Here is a 24,640-nt window from a genome sequence, read left to right as displayed (position 1 = left end):
TGCCTCCACGACGTCATGCCCGGGCTTGTCCCGGGCATCTACGTTCTGGACCGGACGAAGAACGTGGATGGCCGGGACAAGCCCGGCCATGACGGCCCTCTTCAAGGCGCCTTGGCGACAGCCAGCGCCCGCACCGCGATCGCCACGCACACCACCATCAGCACCGCCGCGAGCAGGAACGGCGCGCCGGGCAGCTGCCACGGCGCGCTGGCGCCGATGAAATATGAAAAGGTCAGCGTGAACAGGAACGGGCCGACGAGCTGCGACACGCTCTGCACGCTCGCGGTCGCGCCCTGCAACTGGCCCTGCTGATCGGGCGCGACCAGCCGCGTCATCAGCGATTGCATGGCGGCGCCCGAAATGCCCCACAGCGACATCACGGGAATGCCGATCCAGAACAGCGGCCCGGTCGGCGCCGCGCCGAAGATCACGAAGCCAATCGCGCCACAGCACAGGCCGAGCAACAAGGCGTTCCGCTCGCCGAGCACACGCACGATCGGGCCGATCGCGAGCCCCTGCACCACCATCGCGCAGATGCCGACCATCGCCAGCGTCAGCCCCACGGTTTTCGAATCCCAGCCGTAGCGATAAGTGGCGTAGAGCACGAAGGTCGAGGGCAACACGACATGCGCGACCTGCGCGATGAAATTGACGACGGACAGCGCGGCGAGCACCGCGTTGGAACGCAGCAGGCGGAGCGCTCCGAGCGGATTGGCGCTCCTCCAGCGGAACGGCGCGCGCTTGTCCGGCGCCAACGATTCCGGCAGGACGAAGAGCCCATAGAGCGCATTGGCGAAGCTCAAGGCCGCCGAGGCCCAGAACGGCAGGCGCGGATCGATATCGCCGAGCAGGCCGCCCAGCGCCGGGCCCAGCACGAAGCCGGCGCCGAATGCAGCGCCAATCCTGCCGAACACCGCTGCGCGCCGCTCCGGCGGCGTGATGTCGGCGATATAGGCAAAGGCGGTCGAGATGCTGGCCGAGGTGATGCCCGAGATGACGCGGCCGACGAACAGCCAGACCAGCGACGGCGCCAGCGCCATCAGCACATAGTCTGCCGCGAGCCCGAAATTCGACAGCAGCACCACCGGCCGCCGCCCGAAGCGGTCCGACAGCGCGCCGAGCACCGGCGAGAATACGAACTGCATCAGCGCCCAGGCGGTGCCGAACAGGCCGAAGATGCGGGCCGCATGGGCCGTGTCGTTGTCGACGAAGCTCTCGATCAGTTTTGGCAGGATCGGCATGATCACGCCGAGCGCGAGCATGTCGAGCAGGATGGTGACGAAGATGAAGGCGACCGCACCGCGCCGGACTGGCGCTGCGCCCTGCGCCATCGCCTCGCCGGCGTCGTTGCTCACGACGGCCGCTTGCGCTTGTGGGCGAACGGATTGGCCTTCTCGCGCAAGGTGATGCGCACCGGCGTGCCCGGCAGCTCGAAGGCCTCACGCAGCGAATTGGTGAGATATCGCAGATACGACTGCGGTACCGCGTCCGCACGCGAGCAGAACAACACGAAGCTTGGCGGGCGGGCCTTGGTCTGCGTGATGTAGTTCAGCTTGAGTCGTCGTCCGGACACGGCCGGCGGCGGATTGGCTTGGACCGCCTCCTCGAACCAGCGGTTCAGCGCCGCGGTCGACACACGCCTGTTCCAAAGCGCATAGGCATCCTGGATCGCCTGCATCAATCGATCGATGCCCTCGCCCATCAAGCCGGAGACGGCGACGATCGGCACGCCCTTGATCTGCGGCAGCAAGTGATCGGCATCGCGGCGCAGGTTCGAGATCGCGCCGCCGCCCTTGCTCTCCATCAGGTCCCATTTGTTGACAGCGAGCACGACGGCGCGACCCTCGCGCTCGATCAGGTCAGCGATGCGAAGATCCTGCTCCTCGAAGCGGTTCTGCGCATCCATCATCATCACGACGACTTCGGCAAAGCGCACCGCGCGCAGTGCGTCGGCGACCGAGAGCTTCTCGAGCTTCTCCTCGATCCGCGAGCGCCGGCGCAGACCTGCGGTGTCGAACACCCGAAACTCGCGCCCCTTCCAGTTGATCTCGACCGCGATGGAATCGCGCGTGGTACCCGCCTCCGGGCTCGTCAGCAGGCGCTCCTCGCCGAGCAGATGATTGATCATCGTCGACTTGCCGGCGTTGGGCCGGCCGACGATCGCGACCCGGATCGGACGCGTGGCCGCCTCTTCCTCCGTCAGCGGCTCGTCGTCCTCGACCTCTTCCTCCTCGACGGGCTCCGGCATCAGCTCTCTCAAGGCGTCATAGAGCTCACCCAGGCCCTCGCCATGCTCGGCCGAGATCTGGATGGGATCGCCGAGGCCGAGCGCGAAAGCCTCCATCGCGCCGGCATCGCCGTGCTTGCCTTCGCTCTTGTTGGCGACGAGCATCACCGGCTTGTTGGCCTTGCGGGCGAAATCGGCGAAGGCGCGATCGTTGGGCGTGAGGCCCATGCGGGCATCAATCACGAAGAACAGCGCGTCGGCCTGTGCGATCGCGGCCTCCGTCTGCTCCTGCATGCGGGCGGTCAGCGAGCCCTTGGCACCCTCATCGAGGCCGGCGGTGTCGATGATCGTGAAGTCGAGATCGCCGAGCCTGGCCTCGCCCTCGCGGCGGTCGCGGGTGACGCCGGGGAGGTCATCGACAAGCGCGAGCTTCTGCCCGACCAGACGGTTGAACAGCGTCGACTTGCCGACATTGGGTCGGCCGATAATGGCAATCTTAAAGGACATGCGTCATTCGTGCGCTGCCGGAGCCGCGCCTGTCAATGAAATGAAAAAATCAGCGCGAGAAGCTGCCGCTCGGCATGGGCGCCGGGAAGGCGCCCTGCGTTTGCTGCTGGGTGGTCTGGGTCGGTTGCGCCTGCTGGACGGATTGATCGGGCGGCGGCGCGGTGGTGCGCTTGCGCACGATCTTCTGCCTGGGCGGCGGCGTGGCCGCGGGCGGCGCGGCCTCGCCGTCGACTTCGCCGGCGGGCGCCTCAGCCGGCGCGACGGCTGCGGTGGCCGGCTGCCTGGTCTTTTTCGCTTTGGCACCCTTCGCCGGCTTCGGCTCGGGCGCAGGCTCGGTGGGCAGAGCCGCAACGGCGGGTCCGTTCGGATCGGGCTGTTGCTGGGCGCCCTTGTACATATCCTTCGGAACGCCTTGCTCGAGGCCGGGCACGCCTTCCGGGAACACCGGCTTGCGGTCGCCCGGCAGCTTCTTCTTGGTGTCGAGGAAGTCGAGCATGTCGCTCGGATCGAAGCTGGAGCAACCGCCCAGCACGCCCGTGAAGGCGATCAGGACGGCGGTTGCGATCAAGCGTGGCGTGCGGCGCATGTCGGTATCTCGTCTCAGCTCTCGGCTCAGCTCTTCGCTACGGGCGGCAGCAGGGCCTGCAGCGCCTCGGCGCGTGAGCGCAGGCCGGGCGGCGTTTCGCCGTCCTCGGCAATCGCGTCGAGCCATTTGCGGGCGGCAGTCACATCGTTGTTGCGCCAGGCCGACAGCGCCAGCATTTCGCGGGCGGTGTGACGGAAGGTCGATTTAGGCGCGGTGGAGGCTTCCAGCCGCTGCTGCATGTCGGCATAGCCGGCGCTGTCGAGCAGGAGACCGGCGGCGCGGATCTTCGCCAGATCCTGCCACTCGCCGCCTACGCTGCGGTCGGCGGCAATGTCGTCATACAACTTGGCGCCTGCCTTCGGATCGCGGGACGCCGCCTCGGCCGCAGCACGCAGCCGCGCCAGGGTGCGATAGCCCGATGGAGCCTTGGCTGCGAGCTCGGTGAAGGCCGCCTCGGCCTCCGCATGCTTGTCCTGCTCGGACAGCTCAGCGGCCTTCTCGAAGGCAGCACCGGCCTCGGCAGCCTTCTTGGCTTCAAGATATTGGTAACCGCGCCAGCCACCCACGGCGGCGACGATCAGCACCATCAGGGCGATGAACAAAATCGAATACTTATCCCACAGCTTCTTGAGCTGTTCGCGACGTACTTCCTCATCGACTTCGTCAAATAATTCAGACACTTATGCTAATCCCATGCCCGTCCGGGTGCGCGCGCCAAAGCGTTCGCGTCAGGAATCCCGTCCCCACGTGGCGGCGGGGTACCCTAACGATATGGCGGTGGCAAGGCAAAGCGAGCCCGATCAAGGCGTTAACCACCCGGGACAGCCCGGAGAGACGCCTCCCCGGGTCAGGTTCCCAACAGCTCCCGCAGCTGCCGCTTCAGCACCTTGCCATTGGCATTGCGCGGCAAGGGCTCCGTGGTGATCACCATGGTTTCCGGGACCTTGTAGTCCGACAGCCGCTCCGCGCACCAGGCGCGCAAGGCCTCGCTGTCCACCGGCGCACGCGCCACCACCACGGCGTGGACGCGTTCGCCCAGCACCGGGCACGTCTTGGCGACGATCGCGCTCTCAACCACGGCCGGGTGGCCGGCCAGCACGGACTCGACCTCGGCCGAATAGATCTTCAGGCCGCCGCGGTTGATCATGTCCTTCTGCCGGTCGAACACCCGGACAAATCCCTCCGCGTCGACCGAGCCGAGATCGCCGGAATGCCAGAACCCGCTGGTGAAGCTTTCGGCCGTGGCTTTCGGATTGTTCCAATAGCCCTTGATGACGGAGGCACTCTGGATCCAGAGCTCGCCGATTTCCCCAGGCGGCAGCTCACGCCCGTCCGCGTCCATCGCCAGGATGCGTGCACCCGGACACGGCAGTCCGACGCTGTCGATATGGCTTTCCGTCAACTCGCCCGGCATGATCGTGGACGGCGACGTGGTCTCGGTCGCACCGTAGCAATTCGCCAGCGCGAGGCCGGGAATGATCGCCTTGAGCTTCTCGATGGTGGCAACCGGCATCGGTGCGCCGCCAAAGCCGCCGATGCGCCAGCTCGACAGATCGTAGCTCTCGATATCGGGCTGGAGCAGGCACAGATTGTACATCGCCGGCACCATCACCGTGTAGGTGACGCGCTCGCGCGCGGCGAGCTTGAGATATTCGCCGGCTTTGAACTCCGGCATGATGATCAACGCGCCACCGCAGCAGATCATCGTCGTGATGTTGGCGACCACGCCGGTGACATGGCCGAGCGGCACTGCCGCGATCGAACGGTCGGCCGCCGTCAATTGCAGGCAGGACATGAAGATCATCGAGGAATGGACGATGTTGCAATGGGCCAGCATCGCGCCCTTCGGCTTGCCTGTCGTGCCCGAGGTGTAGAGGATCATCGCGGTGTCCTCCTCGCTCGTCTCGACCGGCGCCGCGGCCGGGGCGTTGTCGACGAGCACCGCGAAATCCGACAGAGCCGGATCGTGGTCGATGGCGATGCGGTCGATCACATCGGGCACGTCCAGTGCGTCCGGCAGCCGCTCCGCAAGTGCCGCCTCGTGGATCAGGATCTTGGCGCCGCAGTCGGCGAGCACATAGGCGATTTCCGGCTTCTGCTGCCGCGTGCTGAGCAGCACCGTGACAAGCCCCTCATGCGCGGCAGCAAACAGCAGCAGCGGGAATTCGACGCGGTTGCCGAGCAGGATCGCGACACGATCGCCGCGCTGCAATCCGAGCTTGCGAAATCCCGCCGCGATCCGCGCAGCCTGCTCAACGGCCTGCCGCCAGCTCAGCCGGACATCGCCTGAGATCAGCGCTTCGCCGTCGGGATTGCGGGCGCAGGCGTCCGCAATCATCGCCCACAGGCTCGACGGCCGATCGCAAAATGCCGGTACCACCCGATCGCCGAAGCGCGCCTCGAACCGCATTGGCGGGATCTGAGAATGCGACCAGTCCATCGGATTGCCCTTGGCTTGTTACTTTCGTTACCTTCCGCGCACGGGCATGCGGTCCTGTCTTGTGCTGATCGGCTAGCCGCCCATCACGGGAACGCCGATGACGACGGGATGGAACGCAAAAGCCAGCGCCAGATAAGCGACGATTCCAACCACGACCGCGATCAGATCGTTGGTGACGCCGCCGACCGGAATCGGCGGACCGCCGCCATCGGTGCGACGCTTCAGCGTGATGCGGTCATACACCGCCCAGCCCAGAAAGGACCCGAACAGGATGATGGAGCCGAGATCGCCATTGGCCAGAAGATGCGCCGCCGCCCACAGCTTGATGCCGGCCAGCATCGGATGCTTCAGTGTCGCGTAAATGCGGCCGCGCAGATAGGACGCAACCACCAGGATGACCGCGGGCAGCATCAGTGCGAGCGTGATGTGCTTCAGCGCTTTCGGCGGATACCAGACGTCGATCCAGCCCGTCGCGCGATAATGCGCGAAGCCCCAGATGATCAGTGCGAGCCCCGCAAGCGAGGCAAGCGAATAGAGGATCTTGTAGGTCCCCTCGCCCAGTCTCGCGATGGCCTGCGCGCGTGCATCGCGTTTCGTCGTGAACACATGCGCCGCAAAAAACAGCGCAAGCCCCAGGATCATAACCAGCAGACCCACGAGATTCTCCCCTCAACCAGCGCCTCAGCCCATGGCGTATCATCGATTGGCCGCCGGTCGCAACTGATGCGCTACTTGCCGATCTCGCGATTGTCGACATACCGGATCGCGATCGGCCGCCCGGCGATGGCACCGCCAAGGCCGCCGGTGAATTTCAGCGGCAGGCAGGCGTTCAACGATGAATTGATCGCATTGAGGTAGGAGGTTCTCGTCTCGGCGGGGACGCCTGCGGTCGCATAGGTCAGGCGCGGCGGGCCGATCAGGCCGCCCGATTTGTTGAAGCTGAAACGCACGGCGATCTGCATGCCCGCGCGCGCATTGTCCGATGGCGGTGACCAGCAGGTGCGCAGCTCGGCGAAGAGATCGCCGATCGTATCGAGATCGTGATCGGGCTTCTGATATTTGGCGCGATCGGCGTCCGCTGGCACGCTTTGGATCGTGAGCTGGAGGTTCTGCCCATAGGGATAGTCGATCTCGGGAATACAGGGACCAGGCTCAAGCGGGCTGCAATAGGACGGCGTGCAGGGCCGGCCGTCGAGCACACTGCATGGCTCGTGCGAAAACGGAATTGGGTTGATCTGTCGCGGCCGCGCGTCGGCGGCAACGATCGAGATCGCCAGCAGGAGAAAAACAAGGATGCCGCGCCACATCATGCGATCTCACAATACCGCAAGAGTAAAACGTGGCATTACCTCCGACAACGTCAAGATCGCCGGCGTTCACGTGCTCGCGTTCAACCTCGGTGTCGTCGCCCGGCTTGACCGGGCGACCCAGTACTCCGGGACGTCTGTGATTGAGCCGGGAAGCCGCGGCGTACTGGATGCCCCGGTCAAGCCGGGGCATGACAGCGGAGGGTGAGGAGCGGACGGAGCTACGCCCTAGCCCTTCTTCTTGACGTCCTTGACGTTGGTGAACTCGATGCCCTCGGCACGTTCCCTTGTGTAGCCGAGATAGAACTCGTTCCGCGCCAGATAGACGGGATCCCCGTCGACATCGTCGGCGATGCTGGAGGTGTTGGCAGCGATGAAGGTATCGAGCTTCTTGCGGTCGTCCGAAGAGACCCAGCGCGCGAGCTGGAACTCGCTGACCTCGAATTCGACTGGGAGGGAATATTCCGCATCCAGCCGGGCCTTCAGCACGTCGAGCTGGAGTGCGCCAACGACGCCAACCAACGCCGGTGCGCCGTCGCGCGGGCGGAATACCTGCACCACGCCCTCTTCCGACATCTGCTGAAGCGCTTCCTTCAGCTTCTTCGCTTTCATGGCATCGGTGAGACGCACGCGGCGGACGATTTCCGGCGCAAAGCTCGGCACGCCCACGAAGTTGAAATCCTCACCGTCGGTCAGCGTGTCGCCGATGCGCAGCGTGCCGTGATTGGGAATGCCGACGACGTCGCCGGCATAAGCCTCGTCCGCAACCGAACGGTCCTGCGCGAAGAAGAATTGCGGGCTGGACAGCGGCATGCTCTTGCCGGTGCGCACGAGCTTCGCCTTCATGCCGCGGCTCAGCTTGCCGGAGCAGAGGCGGGCGAAAGCGATGCGGTCGCGGTGGTTGGGATCCATGTTGGCCTGGATCTTGAACACGAAGGCGCTCATGCGCGGGTCGGTGGCTTCGACCTTGCGCTGGTCGCTCTCCTGCGCGCGCGGCTCGGGCGCGAACTTGCCGAGTCCTTGCAGCAGGTCACCGACGCCGAAATTGCGCAGCGCGCTGCCGAAATAAACCGGCGTCAGATGACCCTCGCGAAACGCTTCGAGCTCGAACGGTTTTGAAGCCGCGGTGACGAGTTCGAGCTCGTCCTTGACCGCCGACACGTCGAGATTGGCATTGAGCTTGGCGAGCTCGGCGATCTCGATCTGCTGCGCCGCGCCAGTTTTGGCGCCACCGCCTTCGAGCAGGCGCACGCCGCCATTGACGACGTCATAGGTGCCGAGGAACTCGCGGCCGCGGCCGACAGGCCAGGTCATCGGCGTGGTATCGAGCGCCAGCGTCTTCTCGATCTCGTCGAGAAGCTCGAAGACGTCGCGGCTCTCGCGGTCCATCTTGTTGATGAAGGTGATGATCGGGATATCCCGAAGACGACACACCTCGAACAGCTTTCGGGTGCGCGCCTCGATGCCCTTGGCGGCGTCGATCACCATGACGGCGGAATCGACCGCCGTGAGCGTGCGATAGGTGTCTTCCGAAAAGTCCTCGTGGCCCGGCGTGTCCAGCAGGTTGAACACGAGGCCCTCGAACTCGAAGGTCATGACCGAGGTCACGACCGAGATGCCGCGCTCGCGCTCGATCTTCATCCAGTCCGAACGCGTGTTGCGCCGCTCGCCCTTGGCCTTGACCTGGCCGGCCAGATTGATGGCGCCACCGAACAGCAGCAGCTTTTCGGTCAGCGTGGTCTTGCCGGCGTCCGGATGCGAGATGATCGCAAAGGTACGCCGCCGCGACACTTCAGCGGCAAGCGAGGAACGGGCCGTCGATTCGGCTGTGGTGGCGATGTCGGACATTGCGGCAGCGTTTGGCAGGGAAAATGAGCCTGATCAAGCCTGATCTGGTGATTGCGGAGGCTTCCGGCCAGCCCCATATCGGGCTTGGGTTGGGAGGGACGGCCTTCCCTTGCTATCAGCACACCAGTCGCGGGGACGACCCTGCCTTGAATGGAGGGTCGTCATGGCCTGGAGCATCCTGTTCGTCGCCGGTCTGCTGGAGATCTCCTGGGCCATCGGCCTCAAATATACCGAGGGGTTCACCAGGCTCGTTCCGTCAATCCTCACGCTCGGCGCCATGGCCGGCAGCATCATCCTGCTCGGGCTCGCTCTCAAATCGCTGCCGATTGGAACCGCTTATGCGGTCTGGACCGGCATCGGTGCGGTCGGCACCGCGACGCTCGGCATCGTCCTGTTCGGCGAGCCGGCCACCGCGTTCCGCCTCGCCAGCATCGGGCTGATCGTCGCCGGCATTGTCGGACTGAAGCTGGTTACCTGACGAAGATCTTGACCGCCCACCAGCTCAGCGCGGCGACGATGGCCGAGGCCGGCATCGTGATCACCCAGGCATAGACGATCGAGCTGGCGACGTTCCAGCGCACCGCCGAGAGGCGGCGGGCCGCGCCGACGCCGACGATGGCGCCGGTGATGGTGTGGGTGGTCGAGACCGGAACACCGAGAAAGGTCGCCATGAACAGGGTCGCGGCACCGCCGGTCTCGGCGCAAAAGCCCTGCATCGGGGTCAGCCTGGTGATGCGCAGGCCCATGGTGCGGACGATGCGCCAGCCGCCCATCAGCGTCCCCATCGCCATCGCGGCCTGGCACGAGAGCACCACCCAGAAGGGTACGAAGAATTCGCCGCCGAGCTGGCCCTGCGAATAGAGCAGCACGGCGATGATGCCCATGGTCTTCTGAGCGTCGTTACCACCATGGCCGAGCGAATAGAGCGAGGCGGAGGCGAATTGCAGGATGCGGAAGGCGCGATCCACGGCAAAGGGCGTGGAGCGCACCGAGGCCCAGGAGACGATCGCGACCAGCACCATCGCGAGCAGGAAGCCGACCAGCGGAGACAGCACGATGGCGATCACCGTCTTGGACAACCCGCTCCAGACCGCCGCTGAAAGGCCGGCTTTGGCCACGCCGGCACCAAACAAGCCGCCGATCAATGCATGAGACGAGGACGATGGGATGCCGAGCGCCCATGTCACCAGGTTCCAGACGATGGCGCCGACCAGCGCGGCGAAGATCACCTGAGCATCCACGATCGCGGGATCGATGATGCCGGTGCCGATAGTCTGGGCAACGTGCAGCCCGAACACCATGAAGGCGACGAAGTTGAAGAACGCGGCCCAGAACACCGCGTATTGCGGCCGCAGCACGCGGGTCGAGACGATGGTCGCGATCGAATTGGCGGCGTCGTGCAGGCCGTTCAGGAAGTCGAACAGCAGCGCGACGGCGATCAATCCGACAAGGACGGGAAGACCCAACGCAACATCCACGGCGTGGCCCCTGCCCTAAACTTGCTCGATGACGATGCTGTTGATCTCGTTCGCGACGTCGTCGAAGCGGTCGGCGACTTTCTCGAGATGGTCGTAGATCTCTGCGCCGACGATGAAATCCATCGCGTTGCCGCCGCGATGCTTGAGGAACAGTTCCTTCAGCCCGATATCATGGAGATCGTCGACGCGGCCTTCCAGCTTGCCAAGCTCTTCCGTGATCGCGGTCAGCATGGCCACGTTCTGACCGATCTTCTGCATCAGCGGCAGCGCGCGGCCGACCAGATTGGCGCATTCGATCAGAAGCCCGCCGATCTCCCGCATCGGCGGCTCGAAGCTGCGGACCTCGAACAGCATCACGGCCTTTGCGGTCTGCTGCATCTGGTCGATGGCGTCGTCCATCGAGGTGATCAGGTTCTTGATGTCGCCGCGGTCGAACGGGGTGATGAAGGTGCGGCGCACCGCGGTCAGCACCTCACGGGTGATGTTGTCGGCATCGTTCTCGAACTGGTTGACGCGCTGGCAATAGACCGGCGTCTCCTCGCCCCCGTTGAGCATGCTCTGGAGCGCGATCGAGCCCTGGATCACGGTCTGGGCGTGGCGGTCGAACAGGTCGAAGAACCGTTCTTCCTTCGGCAGGAAAGCGCGAAACAATCGCATCATGGGAGAGAGACTACCGGTTGGATGATGGCCTGGCCCAAGCGGGCCGTCATGAAACTGTCATAGACTATTTTCGATCCACGCGCGTGCCACCTCACGCCCGTGGAGCCGGATCATCCACCGCTTTCGCGCGTCAACACATCTTCTATTATATCAACGACTTACAGCGACCGCCGGAAGTAATGCGCGATTTCGCCGATGACGCCACGGCGGAAGGTGAGCACGCAGATCACGAAGATCGAGCCCTGGATCACGGTCACCCATTGGCCGAACCCCGCCAGATATTGCTGCATGGCGATGATCACGAAGGCACCGACCACGGGACCGAAGACGGTTCCGAGTCCGCCGACCAGCGTCATCAGCACGACTTCGCCCGACATCGACCAGTGCACGTCGGTGAGCGAGGCATTCTGCGCCACGAAGACTTTCAGCGCACCGGCAAAGCCGGCCAGCGTGCCCGACAGGACGAAAGCCAGGAACTTGTACTGATCGGTGCGGTAACCCAGCGAGATCGCGCGCGGCTCGTTCTCGCGGATCGCCTTGAGGACTTCGCCGAACGGCGAGTTGATGATGCGGAAGATCAGCAGGAAGCCGGCGAGGAAACCGACCAGCACCACGTAGTAGAGCACGGTGGGCTTGGTCAGATCGAAGACGCCGAACATGCGTCCCTGCGGAATGCCCTGGATACCGTCTTCGCCATGGGTGAACGGCGCCTGGAGGTAGATGAAGTACAAGAGCTGCGACAGCGCCAGCGTGATCATCGAGAAATAGATGCCCTGGCGGCGGATCGAGATATAGCCCGTGATGAGCGAGAGCACGAAGGCACCGGCGACCCCGACGAGGATGCCGAGTTCCGGCGGCAGCGCCCATACTTTCAGCGCATGCGCGCTGCAATAGCCGGCCGTGCCCAGGAACATCGCATGGCCGAAGGACAGTAAACCGCCGTAGCCGATCAGCAGGTTGAAGGCGCAGGCGAGCAGCGCGAAGCACAGCGCCTGCATCACGAAGAACGGGTAGACCCCCGTGAATGGCACCGAAGCCAGCAGCAGCGCCATCACCACGAACACGATCATCTCGTCGCGGATCGCGCGCGGGGTTACCGGCAGCGTGTCGTCCGTCAAGGCTGTCATATCAGGCCGCCCTTCCCGTCAATCCCGTTGGCTTCACCAAGAGCACCAGCACCATCAGCACGAACACGACGGTGTTGGAGGCCTCGGGGTAGAAATATTTGGTCAGGCCTTCGATCACACCGAGCGCGAAGCCGGTGATGATGGAGCCCATGATCGATCCCATGCCGCCGATCACGACCACCGCGAACACCACGATGATGAGGTCGGCGCCCATCAACGGCCGCACCTGGTTGATCGGCGCCGACAGCACGCCGGCGAGTGCTGCAAGGCCGACACCGAGGCCGTAGGTCAGCGTGATCATGCGCGGCACGTTGACGCCGAAGGCGCGCACGAGCGTCGGGTTTTCGGTGGCGGCGCGCAAATAGGCGCCGAGCCGCGTCTTCTCGATCAGGAACCAGGTCGCGATGCAGACCACCAGCGAGAAGATGACGACCCAGCCGCGATAGACCGGCAGGAACATGAAGCCGAGATTCATGCCGCCCTTGAGCTGGTCCGGAATGGCGTAAGGCAGGCCGGAGGAGCCGAAGTAGTTCTGAAACACGCCCTGCACGATTAGCGCAATGCCGAAGGTCAGCAGCAGGCCGTAGAGATGATCCAGCCCGGTCAGCCATTGCAGCATGGTCCGTTCCAGGATCATGCCGAAGATGCCGACGATAACAGGCGCAAGCAGCAACGCCCACCAGTAGTTGATGCCGCCGAGGTTCAGCAGGAAGTAGGCGACGAACGCGCCCATCATGTAGAGCGCGCCATGGGCGAAATTGATGATGTTGAGCATGCCGAAGATCACGGCAAGCCCGAGACTGAGCAGCGCGTAGAACGAGCCGTTGATCAGTCCTACCAGTAGCTGAGCGTAAAGAGCCTGCATCGATCCCGCACCTGGTCCCTTCGGCGTTCCCTGAAAGTCGCCCGCAGGCCTGATGGCCTGCGGGCGGTTAGCTTACTTCTTCAAGAGCGCGCACTTGCTCTCGGACAGCGGCGTGAAGGCCTGGTCGCCCGGCACCGTGCCGACCAGCTTGTAGAAGTCCCACGGTCCCTTGGACTCGGAGGGCTTCTTCACCTCGAACAGATAGGCATTGTGGATGGTGCGGCCGTTGGGCTGGATCTCGCCCTTGCCGAACAGATCGTCTTCCGTCGGCATCGACTTCATCTTCTCGACGACCTTGACGCCGTCATGCGGGTTGCCGCCGAGCGCTTCCAGTGCCTTGAAATAGTGACGCACGCCCGCATAGACGCCGGCCTGCACCATGGTCGGCGGCGCGTTGTTCTTCATCTTCTCGGCGAAGCGCTTCGAGAACGCCCGGGTCTGGTCGTTCATGTCCCAGTAGAAGGTCTCGGTGAAGTTGAGGCCCTGTGCGGTCTCGAGCCCGATCGCCTTGACGTCGGTGAGGAACAGCAGCAGCGCCGCGAGCTTCTGGCCGCCCTTGACGATGCCGAACTCGGCCGCCTGCTTGATCGTGTTGGTGGTATCGCCGCCGGCATTGGCAAGGCCGATGATCTTGGCCTTGGAAGCCTGCGCCTGCAGCAGGAAGGACGAGAAGTCCGGCGTGTTCAGCGGGTGCTTGACGCCGCCGACCACCTTGCCGCCATTTGCGGTAACGACAGCGGTGGTGTCGCGCTCCAGCGCCGCGCCAAAGGCGTAGTCCGCGGTCAGGAAGAACCACGTGTCGCCGCCGGCCTTCACCAGCGCCTGGCCGGTGGTGTGGGCAAGCATGTAGGTGTCGTAGGTCCAGTGCACCGTGTTGGGCGAGCACTGCGCGTTGGTCAAATCCGAGGTCGCCGCGCCCGAGTTGATATAGACGCCGTTCTTTTCCTTGATGACGTTGTTGACCGCGAGCGCCACGCCGGAATTCGGCACGTCGACGATGAGGTCGACCTTGTCGACGTCGAACCATTGCCGCGCGATCGCGGTGCCGATGTCGGGCTTGTTCTGGTGATCACCCGAGATGATGTCGATCTTCCAGCCCTTCGCAGCCAGACCGGAATCTTCAATGGCCATCTGCGCGGCGAGCGTCGAGCCCGGCCCGCCAAGATCGGCATAGAGCCCGGACTGATCGGACAACGCGCCGATCTTGACGGTCTTGTCCTGCGCGAAGGCTACGCCCGCGGTGGTCACGGCCAGCGCCGTGCCGAGCAGAAACGACGCAATCGACTTTGTCATCATGCTACTTCCCTATGAATCTTCTTGTTGGCAGTTCTAGACACCGAGATAGGTGTGGAGCTTGTCCATGTTGGCGGCGAGCTCCGCATTGGAAAATCCGTCAATGATCTTGCCGTGCTCGACCACGTAATAGCGGTCAGCGACAGTGGATGCGAACCGGAAGTTCTGCTCGACCAGGAGGATCGTAAAACCCTCCTTCTTGAGCCGCGCAATGGTGTGGCCGATCTGCTGGATGATGACGGGCGCGAGACCCTCCGTCGGCTCGTCCAGCATCAGGAAGTTCGCGCCGGTGCGCAGGATGCGCGCGATCGCGAGCATCTGCTGCTCGCCGCCGGAGAGTTTGGTTCCCTGGCTGTTGAGCCGTTCCTTCAGGTTCGGAAACAGATCGAAGATCTGCTCGAGCGGCAATCCGCCGGGACGCACCACCGGTGGCAGCAGCAGGTTCTCGCGGACATCGAGGCTGGCGAAAATTCCCCGCTCTTCCGGGCAGAACGCGATTCCCATCCGCGCGATCTTGTCCGAGGTCGTGCGGATGATGTCCTGGTTATTGAACTTCACCGAGCCGGTGCGCTTGCCGATGATGCCCATGATCGACTTCAGCGTGGTGGTCTTGCCGGCGCCGTTGCGCCCGAGCAGGGTGACGACCTCGCCCGCGTTCACGTCGAAGTTGATCCCGTGCAGGATGTGGGACTCGCCGTACCAAGCTTCGAGGTTGCGGACCTGGAGGAGGTTGCCGCCGCTCGCGGCCTTTGCGGGAGCTTCCGCCGTTGCAGTCTCAGCCATGACCGGCTCCCAAATAGGCTTCCTTGACGCGTTCGTCCTTGGTGAGCTCGCTGTAATGGCCTTGCGCCAGCACCTGGCCGCGCGTCAACACGGTGATGATGTCGGAGAGATTGGCAACGACGCTCAGATTATGCTCGACCATCAGGATGGTGTATTTCGCGGAGATGCGCTTGATCAACGCCGCGATCTTGTCGATGTCCTCGTGGCCCATGCCGGCCATCGGCTCGTCCAGCAGCATCATCTCCGGGTCGAGCGCGAGCGTGGTTGCGATCTCCAGTGCGCGCTTGCGCCCGTAGGGCATCTCGACCGCGGGCGTATTGGAAAACTCGCTGAGGCCGACATCGTTCAACAGCTCGCGCGCGCGATCGTTGAATTGGTTGAGGACGGACTTGGAGCGCCAGAAATCGAAGGAGCTGCCGTGCTGGCGCTGAAGCGCGACGCGCACGTTTTCGAGCGCGGTGAGATGGGGAAATACCGCCGAGATCTGGAACGAGCGAACCAGCCCCAGGCGAGCCACGTCGGCGGGCGCCATCGCGGTGATGTCCTGCCCCTTGTACAGGATTTTTCCGGCAGACGGTTTGAGGAACTTGGTCAAAAGATTGAAGCACGTCGTCTTGCCGGCGCCGTTCGGGCCGATCAACGCGTGAATGCTCCCACGGCGAACCTTGAGCGCAACGTCGCGGACGGCGAAGAAGCCCGCGAACTCCTTGGTCAAGCCTTCCGTTTCGAGAATGAACTCATCGGCCAAACAGTTTTCCCCCTGCCCGCACAACGCGCGTGGCTATCCTTGTTGCTTCGGCTTTCCGGAGGCCCTTGGAGCCACTCCCTGGAGCCCATCCGGAACGCCGCCTCCGGGCGCGGAATATGCCGGAGGTGACGGGGGTTAGGCAAGGCGGAAAGCTGAGCAGGTCAGGCCTCCGGCCGGGAGACTTATGCTCCCTTAGTCGGACATGTTTTGATGTCGCGCCTGCCCGGCTTCCCGGTTCGCAAAGCGCCGGTCATCAAGCCGTCGTTAACGGTCTTTCGTTCCATGCGCCAGCCTTCATAGAAAATTTTCCCGCAGCGAGGATCATGCGCGCGTTTCATGCGTCCGGAATTTCTATTCGCCGGGAATATTGTCTTGGATTTTGCAAGCGCGGCTCCTTCCGTGGTCAAGTCGATCAGGCAGCGTGATCTCCTGAACACGTGGCTGCGGCTCTATGCGCGCGAGCAGACGGCCCCGGCGATCTGGGAGTACCAGCCTGCGCGGCTCGAGGAAGAGCTCTCCGATCTGATCTATTATACGGTGGATGCGTCGATGCCGACACCGCGTCTGACCATCCAGAGCGAAGGCACGCGCATCTCGCGCGCCTATGGACACACCGGCAAGGGCGTTCTGCTCGACGACTATATCGGGCCGCGTCTCGCGCCCCTGGTGATGCCGGTCTATCATGAATGCGTGGCGCGTGGGCTGCCTGTCTACAGCGTTGCCGACGTCGATGACATCTACGGCCGTATCGTCGCCTATGAGCGCCTGCTGCTGCCGTTCCAGAGCGACGGCAAGGTCTGTCACATCATCGCGTCGCTCAAGACCTTCTGCGAGGACGGCGGCTTCGAGATCAAGAATCTGATGCGCGGAAATGACGCGCTGCCGCGCCCGAGATTGCGCGCGGTGATCGACCACGACCTGTTCCATCGCACCCCGGGCCGCATCGCGCCGGCCGAACTGGTCGAGTTCGCGGACCAGCAGGGCTCAGGTGTTCCCACCGAGATCATCGAGCTGAACTAGCGGTCAGCGCGATTTGGCGGCGGCTTCCTTGGTCGTGACTTCCTTGGCATAGATCTCCGGCTTGAAGCCGACCAGCAGCTTGCCGCCGACTTCAAGCACCGGCCGCTTGATCATCGATGGTTGCGCTAGCATCAACGCCAGCGCCTTTTTCTCGGAGAGGCCTTCCTTGTCGGCATCGGGCAGCTTCTTGAAAGTCGTGCCGGCGCGGTTGAGCAGCGTCTCCCAACCGACCTTCTCGCTCCACTGCTTGAGCTTGTCCTTCTCCACGCCCGCCGTCTTGTAGTCGTGAAACGCGTAGGCGACGCCATGGCTGTCGAGCCAGGCGCGCGCCTTCTTCATGGTGTCGCAGTTCTTGATGCCGTAGATGATGTTGGGCAAAGCGTTCCTCGCGCATGCGTCGTATCGTGATCCCAAGGCGTTGTACGCAACTCCGGTTCGCGCGACAATATTGCGAAAACGATGCCAGCTCTTCGAACGGACACTCCATGCACGTCACCCACGATCCAGCCGCGACCGCATCGCCGACCATCGACTTCGACACTTTTCTCGCGGTCGATATCCGCGTCGGCACCATCGTCGATGCAAGGCCGTTCCCCGAGGCGCGCAAGCCGGCCTGGCGGCTGTGGATCGACTTCGGTCCCGCGATCGGCGTGCGCAAGAGCTCGGCGCAGATCACCGAAAATCATCCGCTTGAAACGCTAGTGGGCCAACAGGTGGCTGCGGTCGTGAATTTCCCGCCGCGCCAGATCGGCCCCGTTGTCTCGGAGGTGCTGACCCTCGGTTTCCCCGATGCCGACGGCAAGGTCGTGCTGGTGCAGCCGAGCAAGCCCGTGCCGAACGGCGGACGGCTGTTCTAGCACCGCGCGCTCAAGGGGCGGTTCCTGGCCGCCGGGGGCGCCCTTTAAGGTTCACCTCCTCGTTCCCGGCCCCCGGTTCCTCGGGCTTGACCACGATACTCTTTGAGCCAAAAATGACTGACTGATCGTTTTTTATTTTATCCAGTGCTACGGAACCGCTTGTCCTGCAGAACGACTAAACGATTGATCTGTCAGTTTTTTGTGGATGGCCGAATGCCGAAAATCAGCGACAAGCAACGTGAAGGCCGGCGGCAGCAGATTCTCGAAGCCGCCCTTGCCTGCTTCGCCGAGGACGGTTTTCACCAGACCGGGATGGCCGACATCGTCAAACGGTCGGGGCTGAGCCACGGTGCGGTCTATCTCTACTTCCAGAGCAAGGACGATCTGATCGAGGCACTCGCCGACGACCGGCATCGGCGCGAGGCCGTGCTCAATTCGGTCGCGCAAGGATCCGGCGATCCGATCGAAGGACTTCACGCGCTGGTCGGCGTCTACGCGCAATGGCTCACCGACTCCGCCGGCGAAGCGCGCCGCCGTGTCGGCATCCATGGCTGGGCCGAAGCCCTACGCAACCGCCGCGTCCGCACCAGCGTCGTGGAAGGCATCGACATACCCCGCGCCCTGATCGTCGCCCTGGTCGAGCGGGGCCAGCATGGCGGCCTCATCAAACGCGATCTCGGTGCGGAAGCGATCGCGCGCGTGCTGATCGCGATCTTCCAGGGTTTTGTGCTGCAAAAATGCTGGGGCCAGGATTTTGACATCGAGGCCTGCATGGCGGCCGTGACCAGCGTGATCGATGGATTTCGCACCACAAAGGCCGACGTCAAGCGACGGACCAGGAGCTGAGCGATGTCGTGGGTCCATGACCTGCTCGCAGGCATTGGGGTCGGCCTCATCGGCGGGCTGACATCGGGCTTCATGGGCACGAGTCCCGGAGGCGGCCTCGTGATTTTCAGCGTACTGCTACTGGGCGCCGAGCAACACGTCGCCCAGGGGACATCGCTGATCACGCAGGTTCCACCGACGGGACTCGCGGGCGTTCGCCGCTACTGGCAGAGCGGCAATCGCAGCCCGTTGCTGTGGATCGTCTGGATCGGCATCGGGTTTCTCTTCGGCGGTGCCGGCGGCGGCTACGCTGCGGCCGCAGTCTCCGACTCGGTGTTGCAATGGACCTACGTCGTCTATCTCGTCGCGCTGATCGCTCTCCTGATCCTGCGCAGCGACCGCGAGGAGAAAAGCAATGAGACCTGCGACCGAGACAAGCTGCCTTGGCTGCCGCTGCTCCTCATCGGCATGCTTGCCGGATTTTCCTCCGGCTTCATGGGCATCGGCGGTGGGCTCGCGATCACCGTCGGGCTCGCGGCGGGCCTGCGGGTGCCGCAGCATCAGGCCCAGCTCGTCAGCCTCGTCTTCTCGGTCATCCCGACCAATATTCCGGCGGCCTGGATCTACTGGAGCAAGGGCCTCATGGTCGGCTGGCCTGCCATCATCGGCATCCTTGCCGGCCTCTGGGTCGGCACCGATCTCGGCGCACGCGCGGCTAATGGCGTCAGCAAATCGGTGCTGCGCCGGGTCTTGATCGCCCTCATCTTGCTGATGGCGCTCTACATGACCCAAAAGGCGCTAACCTGATCTCACGGCCGCTTCGGAATGTTCAGCCCGCGCTCGACCGCCGGACGCGCCAGCCCGCGGTCGAGCCAGGCGGCGACGGATTTGAACTGGCTGAACTCGACGAGATCGCGGGCGCCGTAGAACCCGATGAGGTTGCGCACCCAGCCGAGCATGGAGATGTCCGCGATGGTGTAATCGTCGTCCATGAACCATTGCCGGCCGGCAAGATGCATCTCCATCACCCCGAGCAGCCGCTTGGCTTCGCCCACGTAGCGCTCGAGCGGCCGCTTGTCCTCGAAGTCCTTGCCGGCGAATTTGTGGAAAAAGCCGACCTGGCCGAACATCGGCCCGATGCCGCCCATCTGGAAATGCAGCCACTGGATGGTCTGATAACGGCGCGCGGCGTCCTGCGGCAGCAGCTTGCCGGTCTTCTCCGCGAGGTATTGCAGGATCGCCCCGGACTCGAACAGCGGCAGCGGCCTGCCGCCGGGACCATCGGGATCGAGGATCGCCGGGATCTTGCCGTTCGGATTGAGCGAGAGGAATTCCGGCGTCTTCTGGTCATCCTTGCCGAAATCGACGAGATGGACTTCGTAGGGAAGCCCGATCTCTTCCAGCATGATCGAGACCTTGACGCCGTTCGGCGTCGGTAGCGAATAAAGCTGGAGCAGCTCCGGGTGCTTGGCCGGCCAGCGCTTGGTGATGGGAAAGGCGGACAGATCGGACATCAGGACCCCGGCTTCGTTCATGAGATGCCGCCTAGTCTAGGCGAGCGGACGAACGACGCAAGGTCGAGTAGTCAGGTCATTTTCCCGTACAGGTCACAATGGCCGCAGCAAATGGTTGGTGGCGTGCATCACATCGCGCTGTGCGCGTTGCTCGATGAAGAGCTGGCCGGTGACGAGCAGTGCTCCGGTGAAGACGAGCGCAAGCATCGCGGTCGCGAACTGACTGACATCCCTCATCGGACGAGCTTCTCCGTGTTCGGTTCGCACGAGGAACGCGGGCCAGCCGTCGTCTGTTCCTGCAAGCTTCAAATAAATTGCAGCTTTTTCCCGGCTCCTCGCACCCCGACGGCCTCAATAATTGATCTCCATCCGCAAGCCCCGCGGATCGGTCTCCTCCCCGCCGAACCGCTGCGTGCTGTCGCGTGCCGCGATCGCGCAGGCACAGGCGTCGATCAGATCGTCACCGCCGATGCCGGTGCCATGTCGTTGAGTCAGCCATGTCGGCAAGCGCCCGAAGCCGCGCTGCTGCAGGAGTGCGATGCGCTGCCCGCGGCCCTCCGCCGATGTCTTCTTTGCAAGCCGGACCCGCCCAGCCAAATTCCAAAAAATCAATTCCGGATGCGCTTCGCCGATGGTCGCCTGCCGCGCCGGCGTCATGATCGCGTCGACGTCCCTGATCTTGTCCCTGATGTTCCAGAGCTGCGCCGATACGCCCCTGCCCTTGCCCTCGCGCTCCCAGTAGTGGCGATTGGCTGCCGCCATATCGGCGAACGTCCAGAGATCGCGGCGGGCGCCGAGAAACACGGCGGGACCGACCAGCTCGCGTGCGCGCAAATCGCAGATGCGATAACCACTCCATTTCAATCCGATCGGCATGTCGATCATCGCCCCGGCATGCGGCAGCGCGAGCAGCCGCGCAAGACCCGGCGAATAATCAAAGCCGTGATCGCCGCGCTGGTCGATCCAGGCGACGACCCAGCCGAAGCGAAATCCGTCGAGGCCGAGATAGTTTGGCAAGTTCCTGATCTCTGCGGGACATCCGCCCGCTCCTCTATCCCAGTTCCTCGCCCCGATGTCGCTCGAACAGGCGCTGCGCCAACAACGCATGGCCGAGCGTGCCGCCGGCGCGAACCGCGGCCGCAATCAACGCGGCTTCCGCGACTTCTTCTCGCGTTGCACCGGCCTTCGCCGCCTGCGCAGTGTGCACGTCGAGGCAATAGGCGCATTGCGTGGTGAGCGCGACCGCGAGCGAGATCAGCTCGCGATATTTTGGCGGAATCAATCCGTCCTTGCGCTCGACCGCGTGGTTGAACGCAAGGAACGCGTTGGCCTCGACCGGCGCGAGCGCCACGAAGGCCGGGATAGATTTCAGGTCGTCACGTCTTTGATAATCGGTCATGGCTCATCTCGTCAGATATTCGCGCATCAGGGCGCGGGCGCGATGCAGACGTGCCTTCACGGTCTGCCGGGTCGCGCCGAGCGCGACGGCGATCTCATCGATGGTCATTTCCTTGACGTCGCGCATCAGCGCGACGTCGCGGTAGTGCGGCGGCAGCGCCTCGAAGGCCGCCGCGATGTCGATCCGCAAATCGGCCTCAGGACGCGACAGCAGCAGCGCCTCCGCCTCTCCGTCGTCGATCGCCGGCGCGAGGCCTGCCTTGCGGGCAAGCCGCAGGCATTCGCGGCGGACCACACTGAACAGCCAGGCCGAAAACGCCAGCCACGAGCGGATCGTGCCGACATGGCGAAACAGGATCCACAGCGCCTCCTGCGTCGCATCCTCGGCGTCCGCCGAGCTGCGACAGGTGGCGCGGGCGTAGCGGCGGATGTTCGGTTGCGCCGTCTCGAGCAGAGACGCGATCGCCTGGGGATCGCCGAGGCGCGCGGCCTCGAACAGGTCCGGCGAGATCCCAGCCGCGCTCACGACGCGCCTCCTCTTCCGATGCCGGCCATCGCGCACATCGGACAATAGCCGACGAGGCCGGTCAGCGCGAAGCCGGCACCGCCAAGTGCAACCAGCCACGCCGCAGCGCCGGTGAGATACACGACCGCCGCGACCGCCACCGCGACGCCAAAGGCGATCCGCACGGCCTGATGCAGGCCGCCGATGTTCTTTCTGTAAAATGCCATCACATTCTCCGAGATAAGCCGAAGCAAAATGCCTCGACCGTCAAGAGAGGGCGCGACGACCGGAAAGGATTCGCGGCAACCTGCAATTTTTTTCGCGATCAGCCTCCGACGGCCTGATAGGCCAGACGCTTGAACTCGAAGAAGAACGGATTCCAGAAGCCCATGTAGCGCTGCGTCATCAGCACACCGGCGGTATTGGCCTGCGGGCAGATCCACCAATGGGTGCCGGCGAGGCCGCCCCACTGGAATTCGCCGGTCGAATTCGGGGGATCGAACGGCATCGGCGCGAAGGTGACCGCGCCGCCGAGGCCAAAGCCCTTGCCGGGGATCGGGCCGAGATTGGCGAAGCGAATGTTCTCGCCGGCGGGCAGCTGGTTCGTCGTCATCTGCCGCAGCGTCTCCGGCTTCAGCAGAGCATCCGAGCCGGGAAGCAGCGCCTGTATCAAAGCGAGCATGTCGGGCAAGGTCGAGACCAGTCCGCCGCCGCCCGACAGCCGCGGGAACTGCCGCCGATAGGCCTGCGGATAAGGCAGGTCGTCGGCCCGGGTGAGGCCGGGCTTCATGGGATCGAGGGCATCCGTGCCGTTGTAGAGCGCGACCAGCCTGCCCTGCTGCGCGTCCGGCACGTGGAAGCCGGTGTCGGTCATGCCGAGCGGCTCGAAAATGCGCGCCTTGAGCACGGCGTCGAGCGGCTTGCCGGAGACGACCTCCACGACGCGCCCGAGGACGTCGGTCGCAACCGAATATTCCCAGGACGCGCCGGGATGAAAGGACAGCGGCAGATCGGCGAGCCGGTCGATCATGTCAGTCAGCGGCGTCAACGGATTGAGAACGCGTGCCTCGTTATAGCTTTTGAACAGCACCGTGCCGGGATCGAAGATGCCGTAGCTGAGGCCGGAGGTATGGGTCAGAAGCTGCCGGATCGTGATCGGGCTCTTCGCCGGTTCGACGTCGGCAAGGCTCAAAGCGCCCGGCTTCAGAACCTTGCGATTGCCGAGTTGCGGCAGGAATTTCTCGACAACGTCATCGAGCCCGATGCGGCCTTCCTCGGCCAACAGCATGATCGCGCAGGTGACGAAGATCTTGGTATTGGAGAAGGCGCGAAAAATGTGATCGGGCCGCAGCGCGGTGCTGGTCTCGCGATCGGCGAAACCGACGCACTGCTGATCGACGACCTCGCGGCCCCGCAGCACCGCCCAGGATGCACCCGGAATGATCTCCTGATCGACGTAACTCTGCATTGCTGTCCGCATGGCGGAAAAATCAGGTGTTCTGGCGTCCATGTGTTTCCCCAATGATGGTTGGGATCGATATAGCGTGAATTCGCCAGATATGAAGCCTGACCGGACGGCGCGGCTCATCTCTGCTTCATGAACGCAGTCACGTGCAGGCGGCGCCGAGTCCGCATCCCCTGCCGCTGGTACAGCGCGATGGCCGACGAGTTGCTCGAGAACACGTGCAGGAACGGAATTTCGCTGCGCGCCTCGATCTGCCGCGCGACCGCCGCCAGCAGCGCCTGCGCGTAGCCCCGCCCCCGATGATCAGGGTGGACGCAGACGGCCGTCATCTCGACGAAATTGCCCGGCTTCATGCGCTCGCCGGCCATCGCGACCAATTCGCCGCCGGCGCGGATGCCAAGAAACGTCCCGAGTTCGTGCGTGCGCCGCGCGAATGGACCGGGCTTCGTCAACTCCGTCAATGCCATCATGGCGGGAACGTCGGCTGCACCCAGCCGGACGATCTCGGCATCGCGAAGCGGGCTATCGGCCGGGGAGCCGATCATCTGCTCGCAGGGTCCGGCCAGCACGACCTTGAAACCGGCGGGAACGTCGACGGCCTCGGGTGTGAACAGCGCGGCGACCTGCGAGCCCGACAGGAGATTGCCGAGCTCGGCAAAGCTCGTCTCGGACATGTCGACCATGTCGGCAAAAGGCGTCACGTCCACCGGATAGCGCAGCGCTCCCGGGCCACCCTCGGCCAGATGTTTGTGGCTGGTCGTCAGCGCGCTCCAGATCGGGCGATCCAGTAGGGTCACGTCACCGTCGGACACCGGCCTAGTCCTTATCGAAGCTGACGATGACGGCGGCATTGGCGATGAGGATGGGGTCGTTGCCCTGCTCCGCAGCCGAGGGAATCTCCAGCCCGCCCTTCACCGCGTTGACGGTGACGGTGCCGTAAGGCAGTTCCTTCGCGACCGCGTCCTTGTCGACGGCTTCGGGATTCGGCACCGCGATCGTGACGTCGACGAACATGTCGTTCGCAGTCTTGTCGATCATCCGGAAGAAGCCGAGGCTCGAATGCCTGATGGCATCAGAAACGGCACGCTTCGCCGCCTTGGTGGCGTCCCTGCCGTGCACGTCGACGCCCATCCCCATCTCGGTGATACAGCGAATGCGAGCCATGACCTTATTCCTGTGACTGATTG

General features: G+C 64.0%; 31 protein-coding genes. 6 read left to right on the top strand and 25 right to left on the bottom strand.

Annotated features, from left to right (window positions below; genetic code table 11):
• Nucleotides 1–101: 101 nt before the first annotated feature.
• The 7 genes from IVB13_RS37800 to IVB13_RS37770 all read right to left on the bottom strand — a co-directional run bounded on the left by IVB13_RS37800 (nt 102) and on the right by IVB13_RS37770 (nt 7,067).
• Nucleotides 102–1,355 (bottom strand): TCR/Tet family MFS transporter, encoded by a 1,254-nt coding sequence (locus IVB13_RS37800; RefSeq protein ID WP_247338069.1) that lies wholly within the window; start codon nt 1,353–1,355, stop codon nt 102–104.
• Nucleotides 1,352–2,734 carry a ribosome biogenesis GTPase Der gene (gene der / locus IVB13_RS37795; RefSeq protein ID WP_247368773.1) on the bottom strand — a complete coding sequence of 461 codons (1,383 nt, stop codon included), beginning with the start codon at nt 2,732–2,734 and terminating at the stop codon, nt 1,352–1,354. The genes IVB13_RS37800 and der overlap by 4 nt, the downstream gene beginning before the upstream one ends.
• A gap of 49 nt (nt 2,735–2,783) precedes the next feature.
• The gene (locus IVB13_RS37790; protein ID WP_247368774.1) at nt 2,784–3,320 is read right to left on the bottom strand and encodes a hypothetical protein; all 537 of its coding nucleotides are present in this window, start codon (nt 3,318–3,320) and stop codon (nt 2,784–2,786) included.
• A 26-nt stretch (nt 3,321–3,346) separates the two neighbouring features.
• Nucleotides 3,347–4,000: a tetratricopeptide repeat protein gene (locus tag IVB13_RS37785; protein ID WP_085395965.1), complete on the bottom strand. Its 654-nt coding sequence runs from the start codon at nt 3,998–4,000 to the stop codon at nt 3,347–3,349.
• Nucleotides 4,001–4,167: 167 nt separating this feature from the next.
• On the bottom strand, nt 4,168–5,760 hold the full coding sequence (locus IVB13_RS37780; RefSeq protein WP_247368776.1) for a class I adenylate-forming enzyme family protein: 1,593 nt from the start codon (nt 5,758–5,760) through the stop codon (nt 4,168–4,170).
• Between the two features lie 72 nt (nt 5,761–5,832).
• Nucleotides 5,833–6,417, bottom strand: coding sequence for an NnrU family protein (locus IVB13_RS37775; RefSeq protein ID WP_247368777.1), 585 nt, complete (start codon nt 6,415–6,417; stop codon nt 5,833–5,835).
• A 71-nt stretch (nt 6,418–6,488) separates the two neighbouring features.
• A complete protein-coding gene (locus IVB13_RS37770; RefSeq protein ID WP_026233744.1) occupies nt 6,489–7,067 on the bottom strand; it encodes a hypothetical protein in 579 nt (192 codons plus the stop codon).
• Between IVB13_RS37770 and IVB13_RS37765 the strand changes: the two genes are divergently transcribed.
• On the top strand, nt 7,054–7,275 hold the full coding sequence (locus IVB13_RS37765; RefSeq protein WP_157643098.1) for a hypothetical protein: 222 nt from the start codon (nt 7,054–7,056) through the stop codon (nt 7,273–7,275). The genes IVB13_RS37770 and IVB13_RS37765 overlap by 14 nt on opposite strands.
• A 20-nt stretch (nt 7,276–7,295) precedes the next feature.
• On the opposite strand, the gene IVB13_RS37760 is transcribed toward IVB13_RS37765, so the two are convergent.
• Complete coding sequence (locus IVB13_RS37760) at nt 7,296–8,915, bottom strand: peptide chain release factor 3 (RefSeq protein ID WP_085352891.1); 1,620 nt, start codon at nt 8,913–8,915, stop codon at nt 7,296–7,298.
• 163 nt (nt 8,916–9,078) lie between these two features.
• Between IVB13_RS37760 and sugE the strand changes: the two genes are divergently transcribed.
• Nucleotides 9,079–9,393, top strand: coding sequence for a quaternary ammonium compound efflux SMR transporter SugE (gene sugE, locus IVB13_RS37755; protein WP_018459148.1), 315 nt, complete (start codon nt 9,079–9,081; stop codon nt 9,391–9,393).
• Here the strand turns inward: sugE and IVB13_RS37750 are convergent.
• From IVB13_RS37750 to IVB13_RS37720, 7 genes are all read right to left on the bottom strand, one after another.
• The gene (locus IVB13_RS37750) at nt 9,386–10,393 is read right to left on the bottom strand and encodes an inorganic phosphate transporter (RefSeq protein WP_026233745.1); all 1,008 of its coding nucleotides are present in this window, start codon (nt 10,391–10,393) and stop codon (nt 9,386–9,388) included. The genes sugE and IVB13_RS37750 overlap by 8 nt on opposite strands.
• 15 nt (nt 10,394–10,408) lie before the next feature.
• A complete protein-coding gene (locus IVB13_RS37745; RefSeq protein ID WP_018459150.1) occupies nt 10,409–11,053 on the bottom strand; it encodes a DUF47 domain-containing protein in 645 nt (214 codons plus the stop codon).
• Between the two features lie 158 nt (nt 11,054–11,211).
• Nucleotides 11,212–12,180 (bottom strand): branched-chain amino acid ABC transporter permease, encoded by a 969-nt coding sequence (locus IVB13_RS37740; protein WP_007592084.1) that lies wholly within the window; start codon nt 12,178–12,180, stop codon nt 11,212–11,214.
• 1 nt (nt 12,181) lies between these two features.
• Complete coding sequence (locus IVB13_RS37735) at nt 12,182–13,045, bottom strand: branched-chain amino acid ABC transporter permease (RefSeq protein WP_018459151.1); 864 nt, start codon at nt 13,043–13,045, stop codon at nt 12,182–12,184.
• A gap of 72 nt (nt 13,046–13,117) precedes the next feature.
• Complete coding sequence (locus tag IVB13_RS37730) at nt 13,118–14,341, bottom strand: ABC transporter substrate-binding protein (protein WP_018459152.1); 1,224 nt, start codon at nt 14,339–14,341, stop codon at nt 13,118–13,120.
• Between the two features lie 33 nt (nt 14,342–14,374).
• Nucleotides 14,375–15,121, bottom strand: coding sequence for an ABC transporter ATP-binding protein (locus IVB13_RS37725; RefSeq protein ID WP_007609233.1), 747 nt, complete (start codon nt 15,119–15,121; stop codon nt 14,375–14,377).
• A complete protein-coding gene (locus IVB13_RS37720; RefSeq protein WP_018459153.1) occupies nt 15,114–15,869 on the bottom strand; it encodes an ABC transporter ATP-binding protein in 756 nt (251 codons plus the stop codon). The genes IVB13_RS37725 and IVB13_RS37720 overlap by 8 nt, the downstream gene beginning before the upstream one ends.
• Nucleotides 15,870–16,205: 336 nt before the next feature.
• Here IVB13_RS37720 and IVB13_RS37715 point away from each other — a divergent pair, with 336 nt between their 5' ends.
• The gene (locus tag IVB13_RS37715) at nt 16,206–16,889 is read left to right on the top strand and encodes a PAS domain-containing protein (RefSeq protein WP_018459154.1); all 684 of its coding nucleotides are present in this window, start codon (nt 16,206–16,208) and stop codon (nt 16,887–16,889) included.
• A 3-nt stretch (nt 16,890–16,892) separates the two neighbouring features.
• On the opposite strand, the gene IVB13_RS37710 is transcribed toward IVB13_RS37715, so the two are convergent.
• Entirely contained in the window at nt 16,893–17,267 is a 375-nt protein-coding gene (locus IVB13_RS37710; RefSeq protein WP_018459155.1) for an ArsC family reductase, read from the bottom strand.
• Nucleotides 17,268–17,374: 107 nt separating this feature from the next.
• Here IVB13_RS37710 and IVB13_RS37705 point away from each other — a divergent pair, with 107 nt between their 5' ends.
• From IVB13_RS37705 to IVB13_RS37695, 3 genes are all read left to right on the top strand, one after another.
• Nucleotides 17,375–17,746, top strand: a complete 372-nt coding sequence (locus tag IVB13_RS37705) for a tRNA-binding protein (RefSeq protein WP_247492568.1) — start codon at nt 17,375–17,377, stop codon at nt 17,744–17,746.
• A 213-nt stretch (nt 17,747–17,959) separates the two neighbouring features.
• Entirely contained in the window at nt 17,960–18,592 is a 633-nt protein-coding gene (locus IVB13_RS37700; protein WP_018459157.1) for a TetR/AcrR family transcriptional regulator, read from the top strand.
• A 3-nt stretch (nt 18,593–18,595) separates the two neighbouring features.
• A complete protein-coding gene (locus IVB13_RS37695; RefSeq protein ID WP_247403129.1) occupies nt 18,596–19,378 on the top strand; it encodes a sulfite exporter TauE/SafE family protein in 783 nt (260 codons plus the stop codon).
• A gap of 2 nt (nt 19,379–19,380) precedes the next feature.
• Here the strand turns inward: IVB13_RS37695 and IVB13_RS37690 are convergent, their stop codons facing one another.
• The 9 genes from IVB13_RS37690 to IVB13_RS37650 all read right to left on the bottom strand — a co-directional run bounded on the left by IVB13_RS37690 (nt 19,381) and on the right by IVB13_RS37650 (nt 24,617).
• A complete protein-coding gene (locus tag IVB13_RS37690; RefSeq protein WP_247297681.1) occupies nt 19,381–20,085 on the bottom strand; it encodes a glutathione S-transferase N-terminal domain-containing protein in 705 nt (234 codons plus the stop codon).
• Nucleotides 20,086–20,178: 93 nt separating this feature from the next.
• The gene (locus IVB13_RS37685; protein WP_162847292.1) at nt 20,179–20,322 is read right to left on the bottom strand and encodes a hypothetical protein; all 144 of its coding nucleotides are present in this window, start codon (nt 20,320–20,322) and stop codon (nt 20,179–20,181) included.
• A 114-nt stretch (nt 20,323–20,436) separates the two neighbouring features.
• Nucleotides 20,437–21,102 (bottom strand): DUF429 domain-containing protein, encoded by a 666-nt coding sequence (locus tag IVB13_RS37680; RefSeq protein WP_247368782.1) that lies wholly within the window; start codon nt 21,100–21,102, stop codon nt 20,437–20,439.
• Between the two features lie 34 nt (nt 21,103–21,136).
• Nucleotides 21,137–21,484 carry a carboxymuconolactone decarboxylase family protein gene (locus tag IVB13_RS37675; protein ID WP_247368785.1) on the bottom strand — a complete coding sequence of 116 codons (348 nt, stop codon included), beginning with the start codon at nt 21,482–21,484 and terminating at the stop codon, nt 21,137–21,139.
• Nucleotides 21,485–21,487: 3 nt separating this feature from the next.
• Nucleotides 21,488–22,009, bottom strand: coding sequence for a sigma-70 family RNA polymerase sigma factor (locus tag IVB13_RS37670; protein WP_085352883.1), 522 nt, complete (start codon nt 22,007–22,009; stop codon nt 21,488–21,490).
• The gene (locus IVB13_RS37665; RefSeq protein WP_247368788.1) at nt 22,006–22,215 is read right to left on the bottom strand and encodes a DUF2892 domain-containing protein; all 210 of its coding nucleotides are present in this window, start codon (nt 22,213–22,215) and stop codon (nt 22,006–22,008) included. Before IVB13_RS37665 ends, IVB13_RS37670 begins: the two co-directional genes overlap by 4 nt.
• Nucleotides 22,216–22,313: 98 nt before the next feature.
• A complete protein-coding gene (locus IVB13_RS37660; RefSeq protein WP_247403132.1) occupies nt 22,314–23,498 on the bottom strand; it encodes a serine hydrolase domain-containing protein in 1,185 nt (394 codons plus the stop codon).
• Nucleotides 23,499–23,572: 74 nt separating this feature from the next.
• Nucleotides 23,573–24,265, bottom strand: a complete 693-nt coding sequence (locus IVB13_RS37655) for a GNAT family N-acetyltransferase (RefSeq protein WP_085384875.1) — start codon at nt 24,263–24,265, stop codon at nt 23,573–23,575.
• 4 nt (nt 24,266–24,269) lie between these two features.
• Nucleotides 24,270–24,617 carry a Lin0512 family protein gene (locus IVB13_RS37650; protein WP_026233749.1) on the bottom strand — a complete coding sequence of 116 codons (348 nt, stop codon included), beginning with the start codon at nt 24,615–24,617 and terminating at the stop codon, nt 24,270–24,272.
• Between the last annotated feature and the right edge of the window lie 23 nt (nt 24,618–24,640).

Source organism: Bradyrhizobium sp. 17 (assembly GCF_023073515.1).
GTDB lineage: Bacteria > Pseudomonadota > Alphaproteobacteria > Rhizobiales > Xanthobacteraceae > Bradyrhizobium > Bradyrhizobium canariense_D.
Note: the sequence above shows the minus strand (reverse complement) of the source record. Positions and strands in the feature narration are given on the sequence as shown.

What these genes read in the sequence shown, in the direction of transcription:
- der (WP_247368773.1), bottom strand. Translation starts at nt 2,734, where the DNA reads ATGTCCTTTAAGATTGCCATTATCGGCCGACCCAATGTCGGCAAGTCG.
- IVB13_RS37790 (WP_247368774.1), bottom strand. Translation starts at nt 3,320, where the DNA reads ATGCGCCGCACGCCACGCTTGATCGCAACCGCCGTCCTGATCGCCTTC.
- IVB13_RS37780 (WP_247368776.1), bottom strand. Translation starts at nt 5,760, where the DNA reads ATGGACTGGTCGCATTCTCAGATCCCGCCAATGCGGTTCGAGGCGCGC.
- IVB13_RS37765 (WP_157643098.1), top strand. Translation starts at nt 7,054, where the DNA reads ATGCCGCGCCACATCATGCGATCTCACAATACCGCAAGAGTAAAACGT.
- IVB13_RS37770 (WP_026233744.1), bottom strand. Translation starts at nt 7,067, where the DNA reads ATGTGGCGCGGCATCCTTGTTTTTCTCCTGCTGGCGATCTCGATCGTT.
- IVB13_RS37760 (WP_085352891.1), bottom strand. Translation starts at nt 8,915, where the DNA reads ATGTCCGACATCGCCACCACAGCCGAATCGACGGCCCGTTCCTCGCTT.
- sugE (WP_018459148.1), top strand. Translation starts at nt 9,079, where the DNA reads ATGGCCTGGAGCATCCTGTTCGTCGCCGGTCTGCTGGAGATCTCCTGG.
- IVB13_RS37745 (WP_018459150.1), bottom strand. Translation starts at nt 11,053, where the DNA reads ATGATGCGATTGTTTCGCGCTTTCCTGCCGAAGGAAGAACGGTTCTTC.
- IVB13_RS37740 (WP_007592084.1), bottom strand. Translation starts at nt 12,180, where the DNA reads ATGACAGCCTTGACGGACGACACGCTGCCGGTAACCCCGCGCGCGATC.
- IVB13_RS37735 (WP_018459151.1), bottom strand. Translation starts at nt 13,045, where the DNA reads ATGCAGGCTCTTTACGCTCAGCTACTGGTAGGACTGATCAACGGCTCG.
- IVB13_RS37730 (WP_018459152.1), bottom strand. Translation starts at nt 14,341, where the DNA reads ATGATGACAAAGTCGATTGCGTCGTTTCTGCTCGGCACGGCGCTGGCC.
- IVB13_RS37725 (WP_007609233.1), bottom strand. Translation starts at nt 15,121, where the DNA reads ATGGCTGAGACTGCAACGGCGGAAGCTCCCGCAAAGGCCGCGAGCGGC.
- IVB13_RS37715 (WP_018459154.1), top strand. Translation starts at nt 16,206, where the DNA reads ATGCGTCCGGAATTTCTATTCGCCGGGAATATTGTCTTGGATTTTGCA.
- IVB13_RS37705 (WP_247492568.1), top strand. Translation starts at nt 17,375, where the DNA reads ATGCACGTCACCCACGATCCAGCCGCGACCGCATCGCCGACCATCGAC.
- IVB13_RS37700 (WP_018459157.1), top strand. Translation starts at nt 17,960, where the DNA reads ATGCCGAAAATCAGCGACAAGCAACGTGAAGGCCGGCGGCAGCAGATT.
- IVB13_RS37695 (WP_247403129.1), top strand. Translation starts at nt 18,596, where the DNA reads ATGTCGTGGGTCCATGACCTGCTCGCAGGCATTGGGGTCGGCCTCATC.
- IVB13_RS37690 (WP_247297681.1), bottom strand. Translation starts at nt 20,085, where the DNA reads ATGTCCGATCTGTCCGCCTTTCCCATCACCAAGCGCTGGCCGGCCAAG.
- IVB13_RS37685 (WP_162847292.1), bottom strand. Translation starts at nt 20,322, where the DNA reads ATGAGGGATGTCAGTCAGTTCGCGACCGCGATGCTTGCGCTCGTCTTC.
- IVB13_RS37675 (WP_247368785.1), bottom strand. Translation starts at nt 21,484, where the DNA reads ATGACCGATTATCAAAGACGTGACGACCTGAAATCTATCCCGGCCTTC.
- IVB13_RS37665 (WP_247368788.1), bottom strand. Translation starts at nt 22,215, where the DNA reads ATGGCATTTTACAGAAAGAACATCGGCGGCCTGCATCAGGCCGTGCGG.
- IVB13_RS37660 (WP_247403132.1), bottom strand. Translation starts at nt 23,498, where the DNA reads ATGGACGCCAGAACACCTGATTTTTCCGCCATGCGGACAGCAATGCAG.
- IVB13_RS37650 (WP_026233749.1), bottom strand. Translation starts at nt 24,617, where the DNA reads ATGGCTCGCATTCGCTGTATCACCGAGATGGGGATGGGCGTCGACGTG.